General features: G+C 43.3%; 22 protein-coding genes and 1 pseudogene. 2 read left to right on the forward strand and 21 right to left on the reverse strand.

Going from position 1 to position 24,501, the window contains the following annotated elements; all coding sequences use genetic code 11:
* Positions 1-45: 45 nt before the first annotated feature.
* The 7 genes and pseudogenes from FYJ35_RS05230 to FYJ35_RS05255 all read right to left on the reverse strand — a co-directional run bounded on the left by FYJ35_RS05230 (position 46) and on the right by FYJ35_RS05255 (position 7,813).
* Positions 46-1,095: an acyltransferase family protein gene (locus tag FYJ35_RS05230; protein WP_154524195.1), complete on the reverse strand. Its 1,050-nt coding sequence runs from the start codon at positions 1,093-1,095 to the stop codon at positions 46-48.
* On the reverse strand, positions 1,095-3,680 hold the full coding sequence (locus FYJ35_RS05235; RefSeq protein WP_154524198.1) for a YfhO family protein: 2,586 nt from the start codon (positions 3,678-3,680) through the stop codon (positions 1,095-1,097). The genes FYJ35_RS05230 and FYJ35_RS05235 overlap by 1 nt, the downstream gene beginning before the upstream one ends.
* A complete protein-coding gene (locus FYJ35_RS15365) occupies positions 3,680-4,021 on the reverse strand; it encodes a hypothetical protein (RefSeq protein WP_331469143.1) in 342 nt (113 codons plus the stop codon). The genes FYJ35_RS05235 and FYJ35_RS15365 overlap by 1 nt, the downstream gene beginning before the upstream one ends.
* Positions 3,996-4,606 (reverse strand): annotated as a pseudogene (locus FYJ35_RS15185) (glycosyltransferase family 2 protein). The gene FYJ35_RS15365 and the pseudogene FYJ35_RS15185 overlap by 26 nt, the downstream one beginning before the upstream one ends.
* 16 nt (positions 4,607-4,622) lie before the next feature.
* Positions 4,623-5,537, reverse strand: a complete 915-nt coding sequence (locus tag FYJ35_RS05245) for a glycosyltransferase family 2 protein (protein ID WP_154524201.1) — start codon at positions 5,535-5,537, stop codon at positions 4,623-4,625.
* A 74-nt stretch (positions 5,538-5,611) separates the two neighbouring features.
* A complete protein-coding gene (locus FYJ35_RS05250; RefSeq protein ID WP_154524204.1) occupies positions 5,612-6,067 on the reverse strand; it encodes a GtrA family protein in 456 nt (151 codons plus the stop codon).
* Positions 6,068-6,322: 255 nt separating this feature from the next.
* On the reverse strand, positions 6,323-7,813 hold the full coding sequence (locus tag FYJ35_RS05255; RefSeq protein ID WP_154524207.1) for a glucosyltransferase domain-containing protein: 1,491 nt from the start codon (positions 7,811-7,813) through the stop codon (positions 6,323-6,325).
* A gap of 423 nt (positions 7,814-8,236) precedes the next feature.
* Between FYJ35_RS05255 and FYJ35_RS05260 the strand changes: the two genes are divergently transcribed.
* Positions 8,237-8,734: a transposase gene (locus tag FYJ35_RS05260; RefSeq protein ID WP_205839725.1), complete on the forward strand. Its 498-nt coding sequence runs from the start codon at positions 8,237-8,239 to the stop codon at positions 8,732-8,734.
* 81 nt (positions 8,735-8,815) lie between these two features.
* Here FYJ35_RS05260 and FYJ35_RS05265 read toward each other — a convergent pair whose 3' ends face one another.
* From FYJ35_RS05265 to FYJ35_RS05325, 13 genes are all read right to left on the reverse strand, one after another.
* Positions 8,816-9,580, reverse strand: coding sequence for a hypothetical protein (locus FYJ35_RS05265; protein WP_154524213.1), 765 nt, complete (start codon positions 9,578-9,580; stop codon positions 8,816-8,818).
* The gene (locus tag FYJ35_RS05270; protein WP_154524216.1) at positions 9,558-10,184 is read right to left on the reverse strand and encodes a hypothetical protein; all 627 of its coding nucleotides are present in this window, start codon (positions 10,182-10,184) and stop codon (positions 9,558-9,560) included. The genes FYJ35_RS05265 and FYJ35_RS05270 overlap by 23 nt, the downstream gene beginning before the upstream one ends.
* A gap of 32 nt (positions 10,185-10,216) precedes the next feature.
* On the reverse strand, positions 10,217-10,360 hold the full coding sequence (locus FYJ35_RS05275) for a hypothetical protein (protein WP_154524219.1): 144 nt from the start codon (positions 10,358-10,360) through the stop codon (positions 10,217-10,219).
* Positions 10,361-10,439: 79 nt separating this feature from the next.
* A complete protein-coding gene (locus FYJ35_RS05280) occupies positions 10,440-10,820 on the reverse strand; it encodes an RloB family protein (RefSeq protein ID WP_154524222.1) in 381 nt (126 codons plus the stop codon).
* A complete protein-coding gene (locus FYJ35_RS05285) occupies positions 10,817-12,106 on the reverse strand; it encodes an AAA family ATPase (RefSeq protein WP_154524225.1) in 1,290 nt (429 codons plus the stop codon). The genes FYJ35_RS05280 and FYJ35_RS05285 overlap by 4 nt, the downstream gene beginning before the upstream one ends.
* A gap of 544 nt (positions 12,107-12,650) precedes the next feature.
* Complete coding sequence (gene ilvD / locus FYJ35_RS05290; protein ID WP_154524228.1) at positions 12,651-14,342, reverse strand: dihydroxy-acid dehydratase; 1,692 nt, start codon at positions 14,340-14,342, stop codon at positions 12,651-12,653.
* Between the two features lie 12 nt (positions 14,343-14,354).
* Complete coding sequence (locus FYJ35_RS05295) at positions 14,355-15,002, reverse strand: cyclase family protein (protein ID WP_205839726.1); 648 nt, start codon at positions 15,000-15,002, stop codon at positions 14,355-14,357.
* A gap of 164 nt (positions 15,003-15,166) precedes the next feature.
* Complete coding sequence (locus tag FYJ35_RS05300) at positions 15,167-16,072, reverse strand: dihydrodipicolinate synthase family protein (RefSeq protein WP_154524234.1); 906 nt, start codon at positions 16,070-16,072, stop codon at positions 15,167-15,169.
* 62 nt (positions 16,073-16,134) lie between these two features.
* Positions 16,135-17,103, reverse strand: coding sequence for a phosphoglycerate dehydrogenase (locus tag FYJ35_RS05305; RefSeq protein ID WP_154524237.1), 969 nt, complete (start codon positions 17,101-17,103; stop codon positions 16,135-16,137).
* A gap of 26 nt (positions 17,104-17,129) precedes the next feature.
* On the reverse strand, positions 17,130-18,119 hold the full coding sequence (locus tag FYJ35_RS05310) for an ABC transporter permease (RefSeq protein ID WP_154524240.1): 990 nt from the start codon (positions 18,117-18,119) through the stop codon (positions 17,130-17,132).
* 15 nt (positions 18,120-18,134) lie between these two features.
* Complete coding sequence (locus tag FYJ35_RS05315) at positions 18,135-19,121, reverse strand: ABC transporter permease (RefSeq protein ID WP_154524243.1); 987 nt, start codon at positions 19,119-19,121, stop codon at positions 18,135-18,137.
* Complete coding sequence (locus FYJ35_RS05320) at positions 19,118-20,650, reverse strand: sugar ABC transporter ATP-binding protein (protein ID WP_154524246.1); 1,533 nt, start codon at positions 20,648-20,650, stop codon at positions 19,118-19,120. The genes FYJ35_RS05315 and FYJ35_RS05320 overlap by 4 nt, the downstream gene beginning before the upstream one ends.
* A gap of 138 nt (positions 20,651-20,788) precedes the next feature.
* On the reverse strand, positions 20,789-21,940 hold the full coding sequence (locus FYJ35_RS05325) for a sugar ABC transporter substrate-binding protein (protein ID WP_154524249.1): 1,152 nt from the start codon (positions 21,938-21,940) through the stop codon (positions 20,789-20,791).
* 428 nt (positions 21,941-22,368) lie between these two features.
* Here FYJ35_RS05325 and FYJ35_RS05330 point away from each other — a divergent pair, with 428 nt between their 5' ends.
* Complete coding sequence (locus tag FYJ35_RS05330; protein WP_154524252.1) at positions 22,369-23,238, forward strand: helix-turn-helix domain-containing protein; 870 nt, start codon at positions 22,369-22,371, stop codon at positions 23,236-23,238.
* A gap of 177 nt (positions 23,239-23,415) precedes the next feature.
* Here the strand turns inward: FYJ35_RS05330 and FYJ35_RS15190 are convergent, their stop codons facing one another.
* Positions 23,416-24,480: a zinc-dependent alcohol dehydrogenase gene (locus FYJ35_RS15190; protein WP_328597049.1), complete on the reverse strand. Its 1,065-nt coding sequence runs from the start codon at positions 24,478-24,480 to the stop codon at positions 23,416-23,418.
* Positions 24,481-24,501 lie beyond the last annotated feature (21 nt).

Consider the following 24,501-nt stretch of genomic DNA (forward strand, 5'->3'; position numbering starts at 1 on the left):
CCAGTATGACATTAGATAAATACGTAAACATACCTGATGACATTATCACTTTCCCATTTGAGTATTATTATCTTGCCCTGTCTTATTAAACCCTCTAATAATGATACTCTTTAATAATTCAATGAGTATTGATATTGTAATCACAATTGCTACCCTAGATAAGCACTGTAAATATATGTTATTTGTTCTTCCCCACAAATTTATGACAAAGCTATCTAAATGATGCACACACAAGACTGTCATTGTTATTCTTCCTAATGGAGCCAAGGCATGTGTTGCAATCCAAGAAAAAGATATTCTCTGCGATAACCAGAATAATATCAGTGTACCTGACAAAGCCTCGATGACACTGATCAAGATACCCGGGTAACTTCTTGAAGCCATTTCAATATATAGCCCGCTTCGTAAGCAGCTTAGCCAGAACCCAATTGTTAACACTTGAAAAGAGGCATTATTCTTAGTACCTAAAAAGTTCTTCAACTCCCACCCGATTACAATAAAAATGGTTGCCATTAATGAAACATCAAAGTTAAAGGGTAAATACTTCCCTTTTACTCCTAAAAATATTCCAAGTATACCCACAAGAATGGGAATAACTTTATACCCATCGCTCGGGAAAATAATATTTAATAGATTGAATATAGTTCTGGCAGAAAATAGGCTGATTAAAAACCACATCATCCCTAATGCAGGCGAATCATAGACACTTACTCCGGACGCCCAAAACAGAGCTCTTCCCATTCCACAAAAGATAGTAAAGAAATTATTACGCGAATGGTCCGTTGAAAACAAAAATTGCAAACCAATTGAGATAAATGATACATATAGCACAGGTAAAATCAGTCTTACCGCATCCTTCTTTACTCTTTTAGCAAAACTCTCCCAATTAGTCGATAGATGAAATGTATACCCTGATAAAATAAAGAATAGAGGCATATGAAACGAAAAAATAACATTCCTCCCCAACGTACCATATCCCAATGAATGACCAATAATTGTTAATATTATAGTTATACCTTTCGCAATATCAATCCAAGGAATCCTATTACTCTGTGCGTTGGAATTGGTTAATCTGTTACTTCTTCTATACCTCATCAGCGTTTCTTACCCCGTTTCTGTTGCAGTACCAAACAGAAAATGCCTAATACGCCTATGATGCTCACAATAGCACCCAATCTAGATCCTGGTACTTGATATTTCATTTGTATATCATTTTCACCATCTACAAGCTCAATCGAATACATACAATCTGCAAATAGCTCTGGTGAAACCTTTTTTCCATTTACTGTTACAGCCCATCCACTATCGAATGGAACAGAAACATATAAAGATTCACCCTTTTTTGCTTGGGTATGTATAGCCACATTGCCATTTGTCATAGAGATTGAATCTGCCCGTTTTGCCTGAAGTTTCTTGACCACTTCTGAGAATGTATCTAAATCCAAGGCGTAAAACTGCTCATCTCCTTGCTTTAAATCCACAGTATTCGATGATGTAACTGTTATTCTTGCTTCCTTGTCTCCCTTTTCTGTTGGAACATAAAAAACCGAAGGAGACAACCAGCACGCATAACGTGTTTTGTATTTATTATTAATATCAAGGATCCCATCGAATTCGGAATTCCATGGAAGGTTTCCATAGATTACATGATTATACTTCGGCACTTGAATATTGTATGTCAAACTCCCGTTTTCATTTACTCTTCTTTTATATGAAAGTGGAGCAAATATCTTTAGATCTTTCCCTGCTAATTGACTATATAACTGGTTCTGATATTCAAACGGGTTTTCGCTTGTAGATTCTGTAATATCCTTTTGCTGTTTATAAGTAAATGCCATTGGGAGAACATATGGATTTAAATAAGTACTTTTATTATTGTAAACATTCTCTTTTAATTTTTCGTATCCCTTGATCGGATATTCAGAAAAAATATATTTTACACCTAGCAATGCATCTGCGCTGATTATTGAAGTATTCACAATACATAAACTACCTCCATTCTCTCGATAGCCAAGTCTATTTAAAAGGTCTCTCTGAATGTCATCCGGAGAAGATGTATATCCACTGATTGACCAATAGTTATAAGCTAACGATTCATTATAATAGGCTGTCAAGTTATCAGTTCCCATATTTCTTGTTGACGTTTGTGAAATTCTATATACCTCGTTGTCGCTTTTTTGAACCCTATTCACTTGTTCCTCGGCAGCCTTTGAATACTCCCTATATTTACCAACATCCGAAGTATGATATTCAGTCATCAACAACTTCGTGCTATATGCACATTCAAAAAAGACCATGCATATTAAGCATAATGATACTGTTTTGTACCCAGTCGACCGACTATGATACAAATATATCGACACTCCACATAAACATCCAACGATCCCCATAATCACAGCCGAATATTGAATCCACCTTATATTTTCAACTGACTGTGTATAATTAACAAGCAAAAGCAAAGCAGCAAAAAAAACTCCACTTTTAGTTATTGTAAACCAGTCTTCCCAGTGCATGTATTGCAAGTAGAAATTGGCAGCTACAAACACTAATGCAAAAATTCCCACATATGAATAGCGGTACCAATAGCTGTCAGCACTTTTCAATAATGAAAATAGAACAAAGAGCGGACGCCAGTAAAATAGCATCAATATAAATGCTAATAACGATCCAAAATAAACTTTTTGCTTCTTATCTATTTCCTTTTTAAAAAAGAAGCTTATACATCCAATTATTACGATACTTCCACAGTATAACGATACCCTTCCATAAGAGCTTTTTGCGCCAAGAGAATACGCTTCGATAGCAGACACTATCGGACCAGTAAAAGAATAATCCTTCAATAATCCAACGTTTAGAGAGCCTCTCCCACTTTTTTTAAGTGCTGCAATAGTAGGGAAGAACAGGACGGCGCTCAAACAGATGCCGATAGTCATTGATATGGTATAGTTTATAATTGTTCTCAGAATGCTGCTGTTCGTATTATCTTTATTATGGTTCATCAAGCGATAATTGAATAGTTCAAAAAAGAACCAGATAGCTGAAAACAAACAGTTTATTCCGCCCGTGTACCAATTAAAAATAATGGAAAGCCCGACAGCAACGGAAAGAAAGCCCCTTTTTCGGTAATAAATCAGTCGATATACTCCCAGTAGGATTAAAGGCAACAGATAGACTCCCTCCAACCACATTATATTACTACTCTGTGCCAAAGAGTACTGAGATAAGGCATAGCAAACTGAAAGTAGGTAGCAGAATACTTTTTTACTTTTTTCTGACTGACTTACAGAAAACCGTTCTCTGAGGAATATATGCATCGTCACTGCGGCAATTCCACACTTTAATGCAACTAAAATGTCAAAAAAAGAATTAAGATTCGATTTACTAAAAAATATGACCAGCAGGTTCAATGGAGAAGCTAAGTAATACGAAAACACTGCAGCATTTGTCCCACCTAGTGTTTTCCCAAATGAATAAGATATATTATTTTTCCCTACAAGAACATCTTTCAGATATGCAAAAAAGTCAATGTACTGGATATTAGCATCCATTGTTGCTAAAGAATTGTTTCCAAAGGGTGCATAGTGATAAATTGTAAACAGAATCATAAGAATAAGAATGGAAGTAAAAAAGCAAGCCAGTTCACCAAAAACACACCTATTCTTTTCAATCTTAGCAGGCATTATTTCTCCTCTTTAATTATATATACTTGGCGTTTTTTTGTCTCAGTATAGATTTTTGAAATGTACAAACCTAACGTTCCAATCCCAGACATCATAATTCCACCAACAAAGATAATAATTGACAGAAGAGACGCCCAGCTCATCGCTGAATATTTCGTTACGATTGAATTAAAAATATCAACAATCAGCAGTATCAATCCAATACTACACATGCTAATTCCAAGTATTAATTCTAAATATAATGGTGCTACAGAATATGCCAGTATGCCATCTACCGCATACTTAAATAATCCCCAGAATGACCACTTTGTTTTTTCAGCACTTCTTTCTATAATTCTCATAGGAAATCCAATAAGTCTCAAACCCTACCCACGAAAAAATCCCTTTTGAGAAGCGATTATATTCACCATCGGCGACAATTGCATCCACCATCCGACGTGACATCATGCGATAATCCCTTGCTCCATCTACTATCTTTGTATCAGAAATACGGTTTATTAATTGATAAAATCTTCTGGCAAAAAAAGACCGTATAGCAGGTTCTCCTGTTCTTGTTTTCCGCCGAGTTGCTACACAGTCATAAGTTGAATCCGATTTCGTCAAAATATTGAACATTTCTGGAAGCAATTCGGGAGGATCCTGGAGGTCAAAATCCATAGTCGCAACATAGCTCCCCGTGCCATCTTCAACCCAGCCAGCAACGCGGCCTCCTTACCAAAATTACGAGAAAATGAACAATAATATACCCTGGAATCAGTATCGCACAATTTTCTCATTATATTTAAGGTTGAATCTTTTGATCCGTCATCAATAAAGCAATATTCAATATCGCCGGAAATTTGATTCTCATATTTCCGCATTGTGTGATAAAAAATAGGCAATGCTTCTTCTTCATTGAAACACGGTACAATAATAGACAACAGCATTTAACTTTCTCCTAAGCTATATTGATCTGGAAACAATATAACGCGGTCTTCTCTTTGCCTCCTCATAAATTCTAGCAAGATAGTACCCGATCACGCCCAGCGAGATCATGATGATGCTGCCTGTCAGAAGCACCAGGAGGATCACTGTCGTGAAGCCTTCCACTGCGTGTCCGGTGAAATAGCGGATAAGTGTCTGGATCCCCAGGATGACTGCAAAGGCCAGAAATGCCACACCCGCCCAGGTCACACACTGCATCGGGGCCGTTGAATAGCCGGCGATGTTGCTGATCGCATAGCGGATCAGCTTCCGGGTCGACCATTTTGAAACACCGGCTTCCCGCTCCTGGACATCGAACTCCACCTGTGTCTGCCGGAATCCGATCCAGGCACTCATCGCCCGGAAGAAGGCATTCTGCTCCGGCATGTCAAGCAGCGTGTTCACCGCTCTTCTGTCGAGCAGCTTGAAGTCCGAGGCACGCGACATATCGATCTTTGTCGCTCTTGACATCAGACTGTAAAACATCCCTGCCGCTGCCCTGTGCGCGCTGCTCTCCTTCCCGCGGCTCTTCTTGACACCCTCGATGACTTCGTAGCCCTGCTGCCAGAGCCGGTACATCTGAACCAGAGTCTGCGGTGGATGCTGCAGGTCACAGTCCATCACAGCTGCACAGTTTCCCTTCGCGGCTGCAAGTCCTGCAAAGATTGCCGCTTCCTTCCCGAAGTTCCTCGAGAAATGGACGCCATGCACCCGGTCATTTGCCTGATGGGCCGTCAGGATCTCGCTCCAGGTCAAATCCCTCGAGCCATCGTCCACGAAGACAAGCTCATAGTCAATCTTCTCACCCTCCAGTATCTGTGCCAGCACCCTTGCTGTCTTCGGAAGCATCGCTTCCTCATTGTATGCCGGCAGAATCACCGATAATGATGGCATAACTGTTCCTCCTGCTGATCCGCCCTTTGTCTTGTCCCCCACAGTATTTTACATCATACGTCAGCGCTCGACAGTCAGACACGTCCGTCTGCCTGCTTTCCCTTCCTCCGGAAGATGATCAGCTTCGAGAACACATAGTTCAGGATCACGACCAGGATACTGACCACAACCTTGGCGAGCATCCCCTTGACCCCGAACAGTTTCTGATCCAGCCCGGCCTTCACCAGGAGCGGAACCCCGGCCATCTCAATGACGCCGGTCATGAGCCTTGCCGAAATAAACAGAGCCACTTCCCGAAGGACGAACCCGACTTTCCAGCTGTAGGAGTGAAAGACCCAGACTTTATTGGTCAGGTAGGCGAAGATGACCGCGCAGACCCACGACAATATGTTCGAAACCGTGATTTCCATTCCAAGGTTTCTGGCGAACAGGGCGTAGGTTCCCCAGCTCACGACCGTCGTGAGACCGCCCATCACAAGATAGCGGATGATCTCCCCGAAATCCATACTTTGGGAATGATTATCATTCATTATTTCATCTTTCTTTTCTAATACCTCAGTATTCTCTGAATCAACCATCTTTGCCCCTAATCTTCCATCCTTAATCATAAATTAGTTTATCATACTCTTATCCATGATTTATCAATTATAGCATACGTAACAAAAGATAAAATCAATTCAGCTTATATATCCGGGTTCTTTCTCCAAGATATCGCTTCTTTCTGATTCTTGACCCCTTCTGAATTTCCTCATGCTATTCTGTTGTTTATTTCAGTTCACACCTCGTCACTTCTTAACATGCACTACATAGACTGAGCCTTCCTGCTCAATTGTATGAAACCTTGTATCCTTGACAACCTTTCGATCAGTCAGTTGATCAACCAGAATATACGGATTAAACTGAGCCGCTCCGTCCATATAGTGAGTTGCGAAGTAGTATCCGCCGAAGTAATCTTTTCCCACCTTAGGCAACATCATTCGTTTTAGCATCGGCGTTCTCTGAACCAATTTTTTTATACTGGGTGAGTAGCCGCATGTTCCCGTGAACAGGTACTCCATATGCCTGGAATCCTTTATTTCCGGCAGGTTATTCATGTCTTCCATAATCAGTAAACAGCGCTCATCAACATAGTGCATCTGCTCAGATACCGCATTGCCATAGGTGAGACTGTACACCAGAAAGCACCAGCTTATACCTACAAATGCAATCTTGCCGATTGGAAACTTCTGAGTGAATGACAGGCAAACCGCCATTGCAAGAAAGGGGGTTCCGATCCCATAAGAATACCTGGCAATGAAGTTTTGTCCTTCAAATGCTATCAGCGGCCCTACTACCAGAACGCTGGACGTTGCGATGCATAGAAGGCACATCACTGCCGAAACAAATCGGTTTCGTTTTGTGTTTACTACCACCGATATAAAAAAGCTGATCATCAGAACAAGCAACAGTAGTTTCCATGCTCGGTTCAGATCCGCTCTGAAAGCCCGGTAGATCACCCGGTAATTCGCCATAACTCCCGCCGGCAGCTTTTTTAGAGGAAACACTTTTCCCTGCGCATATGGGATGACATAGCGCACGAAAAGAATGCGGTAGATTACCAATGCCCCCAGATATGACACAATTGATATTCCCAAAATACGAAAACACTTTCCCGCTTTCCACTTTCCCTTCATCCAGTATCCGAATATTAAAAAGAGAACCAGTACAGGATATATGCCAAGAGAAGCCTGGTAGGTCATACAGGTTAGCAGCGTACCCAGAAAAGACGCTAGAAAATAGGAACGTGCACGATTCTGAACGTACAGAAGAGGGACTGTTCCTGCCAGCACGGATAATGCCATATATGGTGCGTCAAATTTATAGGAAAGACAGACAAGAAAATATGGAAATAAAACTCGGGGAAGCGCAGCCGTAATCTGAAGCCATCCTATCCTTTTCCCATCAGCAAATATCAGGATCGTAAGATAAGCGGCAATGGACGCAATGAACACAGCGAGGATTTGCGGAAGCGGCGATATATCGCTGATTTTGCATCCTGCATGCAGCATAGCGGAAAGAATGTCGTTGATATATCGATTTCCAAGATACCAATTCCGGTATCCGTCCACCGCACGCCAAAGATCATCCCGGTATGTCATGCCAGTTCGCAGTAATGCACTCAGAGCAAGCAATGATATCCCTGCAATCAGCAAGATTGATTTATAGCTTTGTTTCCAGAATCGCTCCCACCTGCTCAATACCCGAGAGCCTGCCCTTCTTACTTTCCCTGCTTCCATTCTTCATTCTCTCCCTGAGAACCATCGGCATCCGCATATCAGCTTTCCGACTGTCCCAATACTTTCTTCTTATCCTCCGCAGCTTTCATTAAGTGCATTTCAAAATCCTGCCGGTTCTTCTGAACCATGTTCTGCAGCTGCAACCCTGTGAAAAATGACTGACTAAAACTTCCCACACCAGAAAGGTGTGTCGAACCTTGAAAACTTAATAATGTAGGCAATTAGAAAGGCATAGATCCTGTCCCTTTGGTATAATTGAATTGTCCAAGAACAACCACACCTCAGGTTTCTATGCCAATTTCAATTTTACCACATGGCAAAGACGGACAGGAACTTTTTAATGCAATTTCATCGTTTTTCTCAGTTTTCAGGATAGGTAACCTTCTCCGCAAATGCAATGTCCAGAAGGAGAAGGGTGTTTCGGTGATTGATATATCCAAGTACAAGCTCTGCAATGTTTTCGCCGGCCGCAATATGTATATGCAGCAGAAGACCAGTTTCTTCAAAGAGGCGTTCTCAATGAATACCTTCTATCGGTTCCTGAACAGCCCGAAAACGAACTGGCTGCGTTTTACTACCCTTCTGTCTAAAAAGGTCGCTGACATCATTGTTCCGCTTACGTCGGAAAAACGAGTGAATGCGTTTGTTGTGGATGACAGCCTTTCTGAACCTACGAGCTGTAAGCAAACGGAACTCGGTTCCCGCGTGTTCGACCATACATCTATGAAATATCGCATGGGTTATCGTCCGATGACACTCGGATGGACCGACGGAAATACGTTTCTACCGGTGAACAGCTGTCTTTTGGCTTCTTCAAAAGAGAGCAATCTTATCAGCCCGATTGGTCAATACGATGGCCGTTCCCTTGCGGCAAGACGAAGAAAGCTTGTCCAGACAAAGGGTACAGAAGCCATGATCTAACTACAATAAGGATCCTATCTGATTGCCTGTGTTATTGAGTTTTCAAGGCGCGAATCCCATTTTTGATATGAGAAGTTTTAGTTACTTGTTATATGAGATCTCTAATTGCTCAACTACTTCTTGTAACCCTAAGAGAATACAAACCATGATCGCGAATAGGAAAAAAGTAAATGTCCTATATCCTGAGGCATAAATCGTCGGAGAAAGACCCATCATCTCTCTGGAGCCGGCAGCCAGAAACAGAAGCATCCCTATTATAGATGTCCTAATACGATTTCTTACCAGCAATACAATAGCAAACACAATACTCAATATCATAATGACAGAAAGAGCAAGTGCAATAAGATATTTTGTGTTTTTGAGGAAAGGGCCAATCTCTGGCATCTTAAATGCATAATCATAATATACAACAAAATGTTTATAGCCGAGTGCCCATATTAATAACTGCAATATTAATGGAAAACATCCTATAGATGCGCTTATATATTGTTTTTTAGAAGTGATCATCTCTTGTTTTGCCTGGAGAATGGCCTTAACAGAGAGGAGGGATAAAACAATCAGGAACATAAACATAATTACATTTGTCTTAAAAAACAAGACTGCTACCGTTGAACTATACCCATGATAAATCTTCTTCAATAATGACCAGTCTGCAAATGCAGGAAGATAGAGATCCCTCTCTTCGGTACTCGTCATTCTGTTAATATGGCCCGGCATATTCCATTGCCACAGATACAATATTACTGAAATGATCAATGTTGCCCATAAGCATAACAACACCTCTTTTCTAAAATGATCTTTTCGCCCTTTTTCAATCTTCTTCTCATATAACAGATAGCAAAGCATCAGGAAACACCCCCCCCATTAAAACCATTGCATATTGATCATGATTGGTTGCATATAGTAATCCAAATAAAGCCAATATGCTGATACCTACCACCTTTTTCTTATCAGAAAAAACAGGATATTCTTTTAAGGCTAAAACTATAGGAAGCACCGCAATCAATACTGCAAAAAATGTATAGATGTAATTTGTCGTTGTTGCTATATACCCGGCAGAAGAAAGATAATCTCTAGGGAATAATAAAATCAAAGAACAAACTGTTATCGTCTGCCACAGCTTTTCCTCTGAGAAATAAAATACCAACAAGCGAGCAATTCCTACATAAACAAGACTATCCACTACTTTCCACAACCAGAATGGAACATAAAAATAGAAAAATTCCGCCGCCATATCCGTAAATATTCTACCATTAAATGTATAACGCCATTCAAATATCTGTCGAAAAGTCCATTCAGCATGATTTGCAATATTCACACGATCATCACTGATAATTTGCATATCAAAATGTCGAAGTAAAATTAGAATGAAAAAGAAACTATATACATATATAGTATATTGTATATTTTGTTTTCTCTTAAATGGATGAGGACACGGTTTCTTCATCACATAAGCCTCCCTTAGTGTGATTTTCCTAAAAATTAACTCTCGGTCTCGACATCCGGCGCATCACCTTCTGCGGAGTCTTCCTGAAGGAACTTTATGATTTCCTCGAATCTCTTGCCACTGTCTTCGATCGCCTTCATGAGTTCCTTTTTCCGGAGTTCGTCACGCTTATTCATCATTTTCTCTAGTTTCGACACTTCAGCATCATAGCGGTCCTTTATCCTGCTTACAACCTGTTCCTGCTGATCAATCCACTCATCAAGGGTTCACCTTGTCATCACACCGCCTCCTTCGCTCTTTCGCAGAGTCCATCGTTGATCCCATTGGCCCATTTCTTGATATTGACTTCATTGATCCCGAAATCTTTTCATAGTCCGGTATATTTTTCCGAAGCTCCCTCAATACTTCTTCATTTGATTGAAACTGTTTACTTGTATATCCAAAATGAAGGATAAACCATACCTCAAAGCAGGGATTTGAGAGAACGATTTCCACATTGCTGTGTCCTGCCTGATGAATCGCTTCATCGATTTCACGCTGTTTGATCGGGGCAGTATCTGTGTCAAACACACAATACACCAGATTGCCAAACTCAGAATCGCACTTCTCTGATTGCCAGGCAACTTCCGCCTTTTTCACAAGGTGAATCGGATCCGCCTCACCATTCCATCTCCTATCGCGGGGATTGCACCATACCGTCCCTGCAGATACCCCCTCCGAATGTCTGCATTCTTCCGTGGTGCAAACTCATCCAGAGAATACAAATCCGTCACTCCGGTTTTGTTATCTTTCTCCACAAAATAAATCTGATCTCTGCGAAAACGGTTAAGGCTCAGTAAGCTGACATCCTGGGTTGTGACAATTAATTGTGCCCCGTTCGGATTTTGTTCCCTGTCACTGAATATACCAAGAATATAATCTACCAGAAATGGATGCAGGCTTGCATCTATCTCGTCGATGATGACTGTCTTTCCGCTTTCAATTGCCGCCTTAACAATCGGGCTGATGTACACAAACCTTCTGGTACCTTCAGACTCCATCCGGAACGGAAGTGAATATCTCTTCTTCCCTTCCGGCCCTTCAATCACATGTTCTGTAGTAATTTCATACTTTTTCAACGTTCCGGCTTTCCCATCGGTAATCTGCTGCATCAGGTTCAGTTCCCCTATTATAGGAATCTTCTTCAGATCTTCCGATGTAAAGTCACTGGCCTGCACAGTATATCCTGAAACATTAATATCTGCTATGTGCAACATAGACGTTACATACTTTTGCAAAGAACCATTCGGATCGTTCGCCAGAATTGGGGTCATCATGCTTTCCAACGTCCCACTATTGTATACGTCAATGCCTTCTGCAAACCACCGATATGCTATCTCCGTCTTCTTACAATTCCATGCCGTTGCTGTCGCCAGGAGTAACTTATTGACTGTGTTTTTTTCTGCGTACCCGTAAAACTTATGTCTGTCTGTCTGCACAAACTGATATTTTGAAACCTCTGTTCGTTCAAATATCATGGACGGCTTTGCACTGTAGTAAGCATATAAGTACTCTTCATATACTCTATCTTTATCTGCAGAAAAACCATATGAATACTTTACATCGCCGACTGTGAAGAGGAAATCAAATCTGCTTGGTTCTGTCCTCTTCTTTTCATCAAACACAAAAGGAATCATTCGATTCAACGAATCTGTTACCTGCCTGCCATTTGATTCACGAATGGTCATAATAGCTGCCGCAAGTGCCCGGATCACATTGGTTTTCCCTGCAGCATTGGCACCATATATAACAATATTTGGAAGAATACGCGCTTTTCTGAACGGAACCAGTGTATCTTCATGTTCCGTGTCGCGGTCAGCCAGCATGCTCAGAGTCACTTCATCCCGAATTGACGCAAAGTTGCTTACTGTAAACTGAATTAACATCGCACCGCCTCCTGAAACGTATCTGAAACTTGCTTATAATGCAATATGTACCCATAGGGCTATATTGGTAATTATACCAAATATCAGGAGAACGTGTGATATTTATTCGAAATTCGCGCTTATAATGCACTATCTCAAATAATTTCTATAACAACCACACCCGTTTTACAGAAGAAATACAAAAAGGTTCAGACATGTATACAAACTATAATCATGATAACGTTCGCATAGCTTGCAGAAAATTATTCGAAATTTGACTTCGATTGTCACTTCACAAAACTTTGCTGTTATCCACTGACATCGTCCGCCCTCGACCAACTACCTCTCTTAGCCATGACCATCTTATAGAAAAATACAAAAAGGCACTTCCTTCATAATGATGAAGAAAATGCCCACAGAGCATGACCGCCCCGGTTCAGTGATGCTGTCAGAAGCGATTCACGAGTATGTATTACACCATGCCTATTATGGTCGTTATGTGTATTATAACCAAACATACATCATGATACCTTTTCATCCTCCAGTTAAGATAAGGGCATATGGCTCAGAAACCTTCACCGACAATCGCGCCACCTGCCGCCGACCCGACCAGTCTTGCATATCTGGCAAGGTATCCTTTCTCCGAAAGTGGATGCTCCTTCAGTCCTTTGTTTCGTCTCCGCGCGAATTCTTCCTCTGTCACATCAATATGAAGAGTTCCATCTGGAATATCAATCGTAATCCAGTCACCATCGCGGGCATAGGCAATCGGACCTCCGGAAGCCGCCTCTGGTGAGATATGGCCGACAAAACACCCGTTGTTTGAGCCGGAAAAACGCCCGTCCGTTACAACTGCCGTTGTCAAAGCTTTCCCCTGTCCGTACAGCTTCTTCATAATTCGAACCATTTCCCGCATACCGGGCCCACCTTTTGGTCCCTCATACCGAATCACCATGACAGTTTGGTCTGGAACTCGATGCTGTTCCACAGCATCTGCAGCATCCTCCTCCGAATCAAAACACATTGCCCTTCCAGTGAAAATCAACATAGACGGATCAATGGCTGTCGGCTTGGTGATTCCCCCGTCTGGCGCAAGATTTCCACGGACAACTGCAAGGCTTCCATTTTGATGGAAGGGGTGTTGAAGCGAATGAATGATTTCATTTTCCACCGGCTTGACATCCCTCAAAGCCTCCCTCCACGACACACCTGCACAGGTCATCGCTTCAGCATGAATAAGACTTTCCAGATGTTTCATAACCAGCGGGACGCCACCTGCCTTATAAAACTCCGGCACATTCTTCGATCCATTCGGATAGATATTGGCAATGTGAGCGGTCCCTCTTCCGATCAAATCAATGTCATCGATGCCAAAACGGACATTCGCCTCTCTGGCAATCGCCGGAAAGTGAAGAGCCATGTTCGTTGAACCACCAATCGCCATCCCGAGCCGAAGGGCATTCTCGAGTCCTTCCTGATTGATCATATTTCTAGCCGTGATATTCCTTCGAACCAATTCAACAATCTGTCTTCCGCTCTTCTGTGCAACTCTCAAACGTTCTGCAAAAACCGCAGGAATCATAGATCCCCCAGGCAGAATCATCCCCATTGCTTCTGCGACCGCGCACATCGTATTAGCTGTTCCCAGGTAAGAACAGGATCCACAGGTCGGATTAGAGAAGTCTTCCAACTGATCATATTCCATCTGCGTAATTTTTCCATCACGGAGCATTGCAAGGGCTTCCACCATAGTGGAATTATCAGAAGCCCGCCCGCAGAATTCAATGCCCCCGAGTGCAGGCCCTCCATTCACCAGAATTGTTGGCCGGTCAAGCCGGGCTGCCGCCATCAGCAGCCCGGGAATCACCTTATCACAGGATCCAAGCAGAACAAGGCCATCAAAATGCTGTAATTCAGCAATCGTTTCAACCGAATCTGCAATCAGTTCTCTGGATGGAAGAATATAATGCATACCGGTGTTTCCGCACCCGATCCCATCACATGGGCCTATTGTTCCGACATCGACTGGATTGCCGCCTGCCTGCAGTACACCTCGTCGAACATATTCAGCAACCTGATTCAAATTAAAATGCCCTGGATTACCGCTATTATAAGTATTAAAAATACCAATCTGGGGGCAAGCCAATTCATGATCCGAATACCCCATCGCTTTATACAGAGCTCGCACGCTGGACCATTCCGGCTTTTTTAGAATGGATTGGCTGATACGGTTGTCTGCTTGTTCCGTCTCCTTCATTCTCTATTCGCCTCACTCACCTGCAAACTTCATCAGGACAGCTCGGACAGGAGAACCATCGCTTCCCACAATCTTCAACGGAAGTGCACATAGGAAATAATCTCCGACCGGCACATCGTCTAGCAGAAGTCCCTCAATGATTCCGATCTCATGTTCCAGAAGCGTATGGTGAATAATTCCGTCTTTTGAGTAAAACCGCTCGACACCAACATAATCCACTCCTATACAACGAATTTTCTTTCTCACAAGATACTCTGCCCCACTCCTCCCAATTGATACGTACTGCTTGTGAAAAACCCCATCTGTCAATAATCCCTTGTTTTTTGTCTTGAGAAGAATGGCATCGCCTTCCTCGATGTCAAGCTTTGCCAAGTCTACCTCTTCAATCAGATCTCCTTCGGTAATAACCTCTCTTACTTTTGAATTGCCCATGAATCTTGAAAGGTCTACACTTGCCATGTCCTTCCCATCATCAATATAGTGTTTCGGAGCATCCGCGTGTGTCATGCAATGAACCGTGCAGAATACAGACGATGAATTACAGATCGCCCCGTCCTTGATCTGTACACGCGGTTCAAAATGGAAATGATTATCTCCCGGCCACACTGGCGTGCAATCCGACAACGGAACACTAATATCAAAAAATTGCTCAACCTTCATTTTCATTCCTCCATAAAAATCAGTCTTTCGGCATTCTCTCCCATGATGGAAGCTATTGGAGACGAAAAAGGATACTTGTCACTCTCAATCTGGTTTTAGCTCCTATACAATGATTGTTTGCCAGCACATGCTTGTTACGAACAAAATTCTTCAGCCTGAAGGTCTCAGATGATGATATGTCGATAATTAAGCTCTTTCATCTTATCAAGCAATTCTCTCTCCTGTTCCGGAGTAAGATTTTCCATCGGTCGGCGCATATTCGTAGTTGCGATCACACCTTCTGCCTTCAGAATCACCTTATACGCAGCAATGTTATTGATTGCACACATGATTCCATTCAGCACATTGGTTCTTCTCTGAAGCTTTGTTGCCTTGTCGAAATCTTTGTCCTGTATCGCCTTCCATAAAGCAGCATAGTGCTCCGGAATGCACATTGCATTGCCTGAAACCGTCCCCTCTCCTCCTACCGCGCAGACCGCTTCAAACAGATGGTCTGGTCCGACCAGGACAGAAAACTGCTGGTTTCTGACCAGCATAAACTGCTGCAGTTTGGTAAAATCCGGATAACTGTACTTGATTCCAACCACATTCGGGCAAGCCTCCGCGACTCTTTCACATACAGAGGCATTCAGGTCGTTCACCGCATTCTGAGGAATCGCATATAGATAGACTGGAAAATCCTTCGGAACGCTGTCCGCAACCGATTTGTAGAAATTGAACAAGCCATCATCACTCAGTATATAAAATACAGGCGTAACGACACCGATCCCATCCGCTCCAATCTCCACTGCATGCTGTGCCAACTCGATGGTGTCCTTCTGATTCCATGCACCCACATGGACAAACACAGGAGCGCGCCCCGCTGCCTGCTTTACTGTAACGTCCGCAATGAGCTTCCTTTCTTCTACTGTAAGATACATCATCTCTCCAGTCGTACCACACGGATACAGGCATTGAAGTCCGTTGTCAATTACGTGGTCTACCAGTCTTTTCAGGGATTCCTGATCAATCGTATCCTCATCCGTAAGCGGAGTAATAATCGGCACAACTGTGCCATAAAGTTTTTTCATAGTTTGTTTTACCCTTTCTTTTTGGGGAATTCGCAATCGGCATTGTATCTTTGAAACATCTGTCAACCCACAGCATGAACCGGCTTTCTTCCTTCCAGAACCGCGATAATATCCTTAGCAGTTGTCATACTGACGTTATAGTAGGATTCTACCGTCTCTGCACCCGTATGGGGTGTCAGGACAATATTGCTGCAAGCAAGGATCGGGCTATCAAGTGGAAGCGGCTCCGTCTCGAATGCATCCAGCGCAGCTCCGGCAATTTTGCCACTCTGAATCGCTTCCGCCAGATCATCCAGATCCACAAGAGCGCCTCTTGCAGCATTGATAAGATATGCACCATCCTTCATCTTCGCAAACATATCGCTATTGAACTGATGAACATTATCCTTGGTCGCCGGCACATGAAGGCTAATCACATCGCTTTCCTTCACAACATGATCCAGCGTGGTCATCTCCACCCCGAGGCGCTCCGCCTCTTTTCTGTCCGGGTACAAATCAAATGCAAGTATCTGAACATCAAACCCTCTCAGTTTCTCCGCTACAAGACGAGCAATTGCACCGAAACCGACAAGGCCGACTGTCTTCCCTTTCATTTCGCTCCCCATCACACGGGGCCATTTTCCTTCTGTCATCTTCTCATGGAGAGGGACAATATGACGCAGCACATCAATGATAAAGCCCACGGTGAGTTCAGCCACAGCATTGGAATTCTGTCCTGGCGCATTGAGCACTCTGACACCATGTCGTTTTGCCATTGCAATATCGACGTTATCCACCCCGACGCCGAACTTGGCTACTGCCTTGAGATTCGGCAGCAATCTGTATTTCTCCTCATCACGGTAGTCATCCATCCCGATCAGGGCAGCTGCGAACTCTTCCCGATCCCCCATTGCGCGAATTTCTTCGGTCGAATAAGCTGGGAATTCTTTGCCCGGATCATATATCACTTCAAGATGATGCTCTTCAAACAATTTCCACGCATCTTGGCACAGCGTGTCAAAGTGAGATGCGGATACCAGTACTTTCTGCATGTTCTCTCCTTCCGTCTTATTGAACATCAACCAATGCTCTTACTTTGTTTTCTATGAATCAGCGTAACAAGCGATATCGCAAAAAGCAGTAACCCTCCCTGAGCAAGGTCAAATGCGAAGCTCGGCGCTCCCAGCATCGTAAGGCCAAAACTGATGATGCGGAGCAGAACAGATGCCACAATCGTACCTGGAATATTAAATACGCCTGGTTTGATAAAAGTTGCACCCAGCATCAGAACCGTCAGTGAACTGTTCAAGGTATCGCTCCCCATATATGGCGTTGCGCTTCGGAGCATTGACGTCTGCATAATACCGGCAATCGCACAGAGTAACGCGCAGAGAATGAATGCTTTCACTTTTTGTGCGGCTACATTAATGCCGACATATTTACAAGTTACCGGGCTGGACCCGACTGCGTAGAACAATTTGCCATTCTTGGTCTTCTCCGAATATACCCACATTGCAATCGTAATCGCTAAAGTTACGGCTACTGAAATCGGGATCACACCTGCGATATACCCCTGTCCGATCAGGGTATACACAGCAGGCCATCTCCTTGAAGAAATACTTCCGCCGTCAGTCAGATATTTTCCTATTCCAGTGGCAATCAAGGAGGTCCCTAGTGTTGCCACGAAGGATGGAATCTTGATCTTCGCGTGCAGGAATACATTAACTGCACCAAATGCCGCACCGACAATCAGTGTCAGAATAAAAACCGGGAAATACATACGGGACATTCCTGGATTATCCAGTACCCTGGCAATAAAGACAGCGGACAGGGACAGTTCCATGCCAACTGCAAAATCTGTCTCTCCAACGCAGAAGATCAAGGTTTCACCCATGCCTGTGAGCGCGAGAATACAGGTTGAACTCAGCATGGACATGATATTATTCACCGAAAGAAAACGTGGCTGCAGTATCGAGAATACTATGAAAACAAGGATTGTGAAGAAGAACAGCCAGTATTTTGTCAGGAAGCCTCCCGCACGACCTCTTGGGGATACTTGTGTACTCATTTTTGTCTGCCTCCCTTACTTATTAAACTTCACACTTGGCAAGCCGCCTTTTTGTGTCATGGATATGAACCCGACTGCAACCACGATGACAATGCCCTGTACCAGATCGTCCACAAAATCCGAGGTGCCAAGCGTGATCGTGCCATTACTGATAATAGAAAGCAGCAGTGCTGATACAATGGTTCCCTGCAGGTTATAACGTCCCGGCCTATAGAAAGTTGCTCCCATCATGACCGCCGCAAAAACAGTCATAAGGAGATCGCTTCCAAGCGTCGGAGAAACTGTCTTAACTTCAGAAGATAAGACAATACCTCCGAATCCTGCAATCACTGCACACATCAGATAAGCAACTACCACAATCCTGTCCACATTGATTCCAACATTTCTGCAGGCTGCCGGGCTCATGCCGACTGAATTGATATAGCGGCCGATTTTCGTTCTGTCCTGCATGACTATCGTCAATATGCCGACAATCACCAGCACAATGACCGGCACCGGAATCACATTGAACACCCTTGTCTGTCCAAGAAAAGTAAAGGACTTCGGCCAGTACTGGGAGAACATATAACGATTGCCAGTTGTGATTTTGATAAAGCCATTGATGAACGTAGACATTGCAATCGTCCCGATGAAGGATGGTATCCCAATTTTTACAACAAAGAATGCATTCAGGATTCCGACAGCCAACGCCGCTCCGAGGCCTATGAGAACCGCTAGAAAATAATTGTTGAACGATGGGCCTTCCAGTACCTTTCCCACAACTGCTGCTGCAATCGTGGCCTCGGCTCCAACTGACAAATCCATCTGCCCTGTCTGCATGACAATCGTCATGCCGATACCAAGCATGGCAGTAATCGCCGTTGAATTCACAATATTCATGATATTATTGACAGATGCGAATACAGGGCTCGCGATCGCGAAGAACGCAAAGATCACAACTGCTACAAGCAGCAGCATATATTTCGTCAGTCCAACTTTCAGAGACCTTTTTCCGTCCTTCATGTCTTCTCCCCCTTTCTGCCGCCCATCGCATCCGCCAGGATCTGCTCCTTGTTGAACTCCTCGCGGCTGTACTGTGCAACAATATCTCCGTCATAGAAAACACAGAGTTCATCGCAGGTCGTTAATAGTTCATCAAGTTCTGATGAGATGAAGATTACACTCTTGCTCTCGTCATCGACCAAATGGCGGATTTTTACATAGACCTCGCTCTTGGCTCCAAGATCCATTCCAGCAGTCGGTTCATCTAAAACCAACAATCGAAGATTATCCAGTTCAATGGATCTGCCAATAATCACCTTCTGGATATTTCCACCTGATAATTCAGTGATATTTTGGTCAATACTTGTATATTTAACTTCATTTTTATCCAGAATCTTTTTTGCAAAAGCCAGCATTTTTTCAACATACATAAAACCTGCCTTGCTGGAAAGTTTATCGATAAAAAGATTGCAAATATTGTCTTCTACAGAAAGCCCTGGGAAAGCACCATTAATTCTTTTCTCCGCAGTCAGGATGAAACCTCTGTGAATCATCTGAACCGGCTCTGTCTTCGTAATCCTTTCCCCTGCGAAAGTCACATCCATTCCATCGGATAAACGAATTCCTCCAATTGTTTCCATGGTCTCCGTTCTTCCCGACCCGACCAGCCCGTAAAAGCCCACTGCTTCACCTTTCCGGACTTTCATCGGCACATGATGTTTTTTTCCATCATAGGATACTTCTCTGGCTTCAAGAACTACTTCTGCATTCGTAAAATCCTTCTTCGGAACCACTATGGTCTTCTGACGGCCTGCACGAATCATAGCTTTCACACATTCATCCTGAGATAACTTGTCCTTCGGCGATGTCAGAATATGCCGGCCATCCGCAAAAACCGTAATCACATCAGATATGGCATACACTTCCTCCAACTTGTGTGAGATGAACAGAATAGCCATACCAAGGTCATCTCTGAGACTTCGAATGAAATCCAAAAAAGGTTCCACTTCTCCTTCCCCTAGAGAAGCAGTCGGTTCATCAAGAATCAGCACAGAAGGATTGCCATAGAAAGCGCGGATGATCTCTATAATCTGTTGCTGACCAGCTCCTAATTCTTCAACTGGTACATCCAACGGAATCTCAATCCCAAGTCTTGACCGAATCTCCTCCGCCTTGGCTACAATCGCCTTTTCGTCAATCAGACCACCCTTACGTGGTTCGTGTCCGAGGCATATATTTTGAGCGCCAGTCAGATGCCCGACAAGATTTCGTTCCTGATACACCATACTGATTCCAGCTGCCAGAGAATCTGCCGGCGCCTGGAATTGTATCTCCTTCCCATTAACAAAGATTTTTCCTTCATCCGGGTGGTAGACACCTGTCAGCATCTTGCAGAATGTACTCTTACCCGCACCGTTTTCACCACACAGAGAATGGATCTCATGGCGGTTGAATGTAAGGCTGATATTGTCATTCGCAAGAATACCGATAAACTTTTTGGTAAGGTTCTCCACCCGGAGAACCTCCTGATTGTTTTCTTGTGTTGGCATAATCTTCTTCCTCTTTATTTCATTGCGGAATACCAAATCATTTAGAATCCCCAGCTATCCTATGAGGGTAGCTGGGGACCAGAAAACAAAATGTTCATTCTGCCTGCTTTTTTGCTTCTGCTTCAGGCATCATTCACTTTATGACTCCGCCTCATAATCCGAGACAACATACGCCCCATCACCATCATTCCAGTTGTACCATGCGTCTTCGTCTTCAGGATCGCCGCCATAATAATTGAACACCTCATGAATGTTTGTCCCTACCGCCGGGCAATTACTGCGATCAATGACAACACCTTCACAATAGATAATTTCTCCGACATGGCTGATTGCGCAGCCTTCATCTCCCGGGTTCATTCCCTGAACCTGGATGTCATCGATCACTTCCAGGGCGTTATGGATAAACAACTCGTCCGGAACCGCATAACTGTACTGAAGTGGTGTGTTATTCCGAATATAAGACCAGCATTGAGATCCCCCGTCAAACCCGGAAACCCATACATCATCGCCTACTGAAGCCTGTGTCAGAGCCTCTGCGATCGGGCATCCAAAATAGTCGGTACTCGTGATAATACCATTGATCTGGTCGCCATACTGTGTTACCCATGTCTTTGCGAAATCGTTAGCCGCCTGAAGCTCATCATAGGTAACAGCTGCGATATCCTGCTCTGCCAGCACACTCATGCCCGGATAACACTCCGCAATTGCCTTCATAACATCGGTTCGCTCATAATGAACCTGGATGGACTTCTTTGTCAGAACAGCCACACCCTGCTGCCAGTTATGAACCTCACCGATATGATACATAAGAGCTGCCCCTGCAAGGCCATCTGGCATAGCAGAATTACTGATGACGCCGTCTACAACCTGTGTATCCGTGTTATACCAGCCAATTCCAGCAGAACGTGCCTGTTCAACCAAATCTTGCTTAGAATCCATGTTGGTCAATGAAAACGTCACAATAGCATCAACCTGCTGATTGATCAGATTCTGGATCTTATCACGAAGATCCTGCTCGTTTTCATAAACCACTTCGACCAGATCCCATCCACGATGTGTACATTCCAGGCGAAGCTGCTGAAGAATTCTTTGAATAGACTCAAATTCAGGTTTGTCTGAAACGAAACCAATCTTCAGATTCCCATCAGACTTGACAACCGGATGCGGATAACTATCAAAAGCTTCTGTTTCATCAGCCATAGCAGTCGACGCACCGAATGTGCCGGCAATCACCATCGTAGACAATGCGAATGCAGCAAACTGTTTCAATACCCTTAAGAATCTTCCCATTTATAACCTCCGCTTTCCTGTTATATAAACTGTTTCGTTTTTTGATACATTTTGCAATTTTATGCCATCAAGGCAAATTTAATAAAGCTGAATAAGACGGCTTTATCCCAAGCTTTTTAGATATATTACTAGTTATTTTCTAAAATATGTATTAAATATGCCTTATAAAATCGCTAATGTATCGTTATCTTTATTCATAATATTACATTGTTTCCGTTTTTGAACAATAGCGGTATTCGACGTCAAAATATCAATTCTGGACATCTGCCATTACATTCTTGAAAACGTTCACGTTGAATGTTCTCTCATGCAGGACACCGGTATGATATATAATGTAGTTGTTTCCCCATATATAGGGTCTCGATATATGATCTCTTTCATACAACAACCTTCTATTGCGAGATAAAATACACAGTATAATAAGCACTATGAGCAAAAACGATCGTCTTTTCAAACATCTCAATATGTCAATGACCGGAAATATCATGACAACCGATATTTCCTGGTTCCGGATCATTTTCTCCGGTAACGAGAATCTGAATACCAGTATGCACAAACACATCGTGCATGAGCTGCAGTATGTCTATAAGGGTTGTCTACCTATTCTGATCGGACAGAAGATTCTCTCGATCAAGGCGGGTGAATATGCGCTCATTCCTGCGGGCATACAACATAAAGTCATATCACCAGACGTCCCAACTCGAAAACTAGTCATTGGTTTCAGTATTGAATCAGACGATCTCTATGTAAAAAACACATATAACCATCTGGCGTCTCCAGTATTTCAGACTGCAACACCCGTCTTTCAACAACTCGCGGATGTTCTGGTCGAAAAATATTCTGCCAGCTATATATCGACACCGTCTGCCTCTGCTATGTCCTGCATTCTTCATATCCTTCTTCTCGATATCACAGATGAAATCTCATCCGCCGATCAAATCCAGACAATGACGCAGGCAGCGGAGAGCTATCAACGTTTTAACCAGATTCTCTCCTTTATCAACGAAAGGGCATTCAATAATATCTCCATTCAAGATGTGGCAGATAATCTGAGTTTGAGTGTTCGTCAGACTTCGCGAATTTGCCACAACCTCTTCGGTTGTACCATCAACCAACTGATCTCCCAGGTACGAATTCAGCAGATTTGCTTTCTTCTAACCCGTTCCGACAATAGCATCTCCAAGATTGCGGAAATGGCTGGCTTCTCCAATCCTTACACCTTCTCCCGCTTTTTCTCACATCAGACAGGAGTCAGCCCAAGCACTTATCGGAAAAATTATGAAATCAAAAAAGAATAAAACCGAGTCACTGCTTCATCATGTTCAATTGATGAAACCTTTTTCTAAACCGGCACTAATAGAAGGCCAATCGTTTTCTCATCTTATGTATGACTGGATGCTATTTTCCCTATATCATACAAAAACCTGCGTCTTCTTACTCAGACGCAGGTTTTCTCTTATATTCTTCGTCGGTTGTCAGGCTTGTCCTGAATTATCATCTGTTTTTTTCAATGAAGAGTCCGGATCAACATCGATAAGCACCTTCATGGTCGTCTCTCTGTTGGCATCAATATACTGATATGCCTTCAAATAGTCTCTGAACGGAAAATGAACACTCATCAGAGGCTTTAATCTGATCTTTCCATTACTGACAAGGCGAATCGCATCCTCATAATCTTCATGTCGATACATCATCGTCGTATTCAGGTCGAGTTCTGAATCATTCAGCTTGGCAAGATCGACATTCGCCAGCTTTCCGAATACGGCAACAAGAATAATCGTACTACCCTTTCTTGCATTGCGAATAGCACTGTTTATCGAGTCATCATTACCAGCACAGTCATACGCAATGTCTGCCTTGTCCGCTCCAAAACACTTTATCAACGCTTCCCCGAAATCTTGCACCTTTGTGTTGACAATATAATCTGCCCCCACATCCTTCGCAATCCGAAGTCGGTAATCCGATATATCTGTTGCCAGAACTTCTGATGCCCCAAGAGCTTTCAAGGACTGACACAAGAGAATTCCTATAGGCCCACACCCGAGTACGACTACCTTTTTCTCCACGACGCTGATTCTTTTCGCAGCATGAATCGCAACTGCCAGAGGCTCAATCATGGCGCCCTCGTCATACGTCATGTTAGCCGGTATCGAAGTACACTTTGACTCATCAACTGCAAAATATTCGCTTGCTGTCCCTGTCGTTTGAAATCCCATGACTTTCAGACCTTCACAGAGATTATACTTTCCGTGCATGCAAGGATAGCAATGTCCACAGAAAACCTGCGGTTCTATCACAACTCTCTGCCCGACCTCGAATTTCTTTGAATCAGAGCCCCTCTGTACAATCTGGCCTGAAACCTCATGTCCCTGTGTCACCGGATAGCCAGTATAGGGATGCGTTCCATGATAGACATGAATATCACTTCCACAGATGCCGATTCTTTTGATCTTTACAAGCACCTGGTGCGGTTCCGGCACAGGTACTGATATCTCCCGAAACACAATCTCACCCGGTTTGACCATAACCTGCTGCGTCATTGTCTCCGGAACAGTGTTCTC

The organism is Porcincola intestinalis (assembly GCF_009696445.1).
Classification (GTDB): domain Bacteria; phylum Bacillota; class Clostridia; order Lachnospirales; family Lachnospiraceae; genus Porcincola; species Porcincola intestinalis.

What these genes read in the sequence shown, in the direction of transcription:
- FYJ35_RS05300 (WP_154524234.1), bottom strand. Translation starts at nt 16,072, where the DNA reads ATGAAAAAACTTTATGGCACAGTTGTGCCGATTATTACTCCGCTTACG.
- FYJ35_RS05265 (WP_154524213.1), bottom strand. Translation starts at nt 9,580, where the DNA reads ATGCTTTGCTATCTGTTATATGAGAAGAAGATTGAAAAAGGGCGAAAA.
- FYJ35_RS05255 (WP_154524207.1), bottom strand. Translation starts at nt 7,813, where the DNA reads ATGGAAGCAGGGAAAGTAAGAAGGGCAGGCTCTCGGGTATTGAGCAGG.
- FYJ35_RS05295 (WP_205839726.1), bottom strand. Translation starts at nt 15,002, where the DNA reads ATGAAGGTTGAGCAATTTTTTGATATTAGTGTTCCGTTGTCGGATTGC.
- FYJ35_RS05285 (WP_154524225.1), bottom strand. Translation starts at nt 12,106, where the DNA reads ATGTTAATTCAGTTTACAGTAAGCAACTTTGCGTCAATTCGGGATGAA.
- FYJ35_RS05315 (WP_154524243.1), bottom strand. Translation starts at nt 19,121, where the DNA reads ATGAAGGACGGAAAAAGGTCTCTGAAAGTTGGACTGACGAAATATATG.
- ilvD (WP_154524228.1), bottom strand. Translation starts at nt 14,342, where the DNA reads ATGAAGGAGACGGAACAAGCAGACAACCGTATCAGCCAATCCATTCTA.
- FYJ35_RS05245 (WP_154524201.1), bottom strand. Translation starts at nt 5,537, where the DNA reads ATGCCATCATTATCGGTGATTCTGCCGGCATACAATGAGGAAGCGATG.
- FYJ35_RS15190 (WP_328597049.1), bottom strand. Translation starts at nt 24,480, where the DNA reads ATGACGCAGCAGGTTATGGTCAAACCGGGTGAGATTGTGTTTCGGGAG.
- FYJ35_RS05305 (WP_154524237.1), bottom strand. Translation starts at nt 17,103, where the DNA reads ATGCAGAAAGTACTGGTATCCGCATCTCACTTTGACACGCTGTGCCAA.
- FYJ35_RS05250 (WP_154524204.1), bottom strand. Translation starts at nt 6,067, where the DNA reads ATGAATGATAATCATTCCCAAAGTATGGATTTCGGGGAGATCATCCGC.
- FYJ35_RS05310 (WP_154524240.1), bottom strand. Translation starts at nt 18,119, where the DNA reads ATGAGTACACAAGTATCCCCAAGAGGTCGTGCGGGAGGCTTCCTGACA.
- FYJ35_RS05230 (WP_154524195.1), bottom strand. Translation starts at nt 1,095, where the DNA reads ATGAGGTATAGAAGAAGTAACAGATTAACCAATTCCAACGCACAGAGT.
- FYJ35_RS05330 (WP_154524252.1), top strand. Translation starts at nt 22,369, where the DNA reads ATGAGCAAAAACGATCGTCTTTTCAAACATCTCAATATGTCAATGACC.
- FYJ35_RS05235 (WP_154524198.1), bottom strand. Translation starts at nt 3,680, where the DNA reads ATGCCTGCTAAGATTGAAAAGAATAGGTGTGTTTTTGGTGAACTGGCT.
- FYJ35_RS05320 (WP_154524246.1), bottom strand. Translation starts at nt 20,650, where the DNA reads ATGCCAACACAAGAAAACAATCAGGAGGTTCTCCGGGTGGAGAACCTT.
- FYJ35_RS05325 (WP_154524249.1), bottom strand. Translation starts at nt 21,940, where the DNA reads ATGGGAAGATTCTTAAGGGTATTGAAACAGTTTGCTGCATTCGCATTG.
- FYJ35_RS05275 (WP_154524219.1), bottom strand. Translation starts at nt 10,360, where the DNA reads ATGATGAATAAGCGTGACGAACTCCGGAAAAAGGAACTCATGAAGGCG.
- FYJ35_RS15365 (WP_331469143.1), bottom strand. Translation starts at nt 4,021, where the DNA reads ATGAGAATTATAGAAAGAAGTGCTGAAAAAACAAAGTGGTCATTCTGG.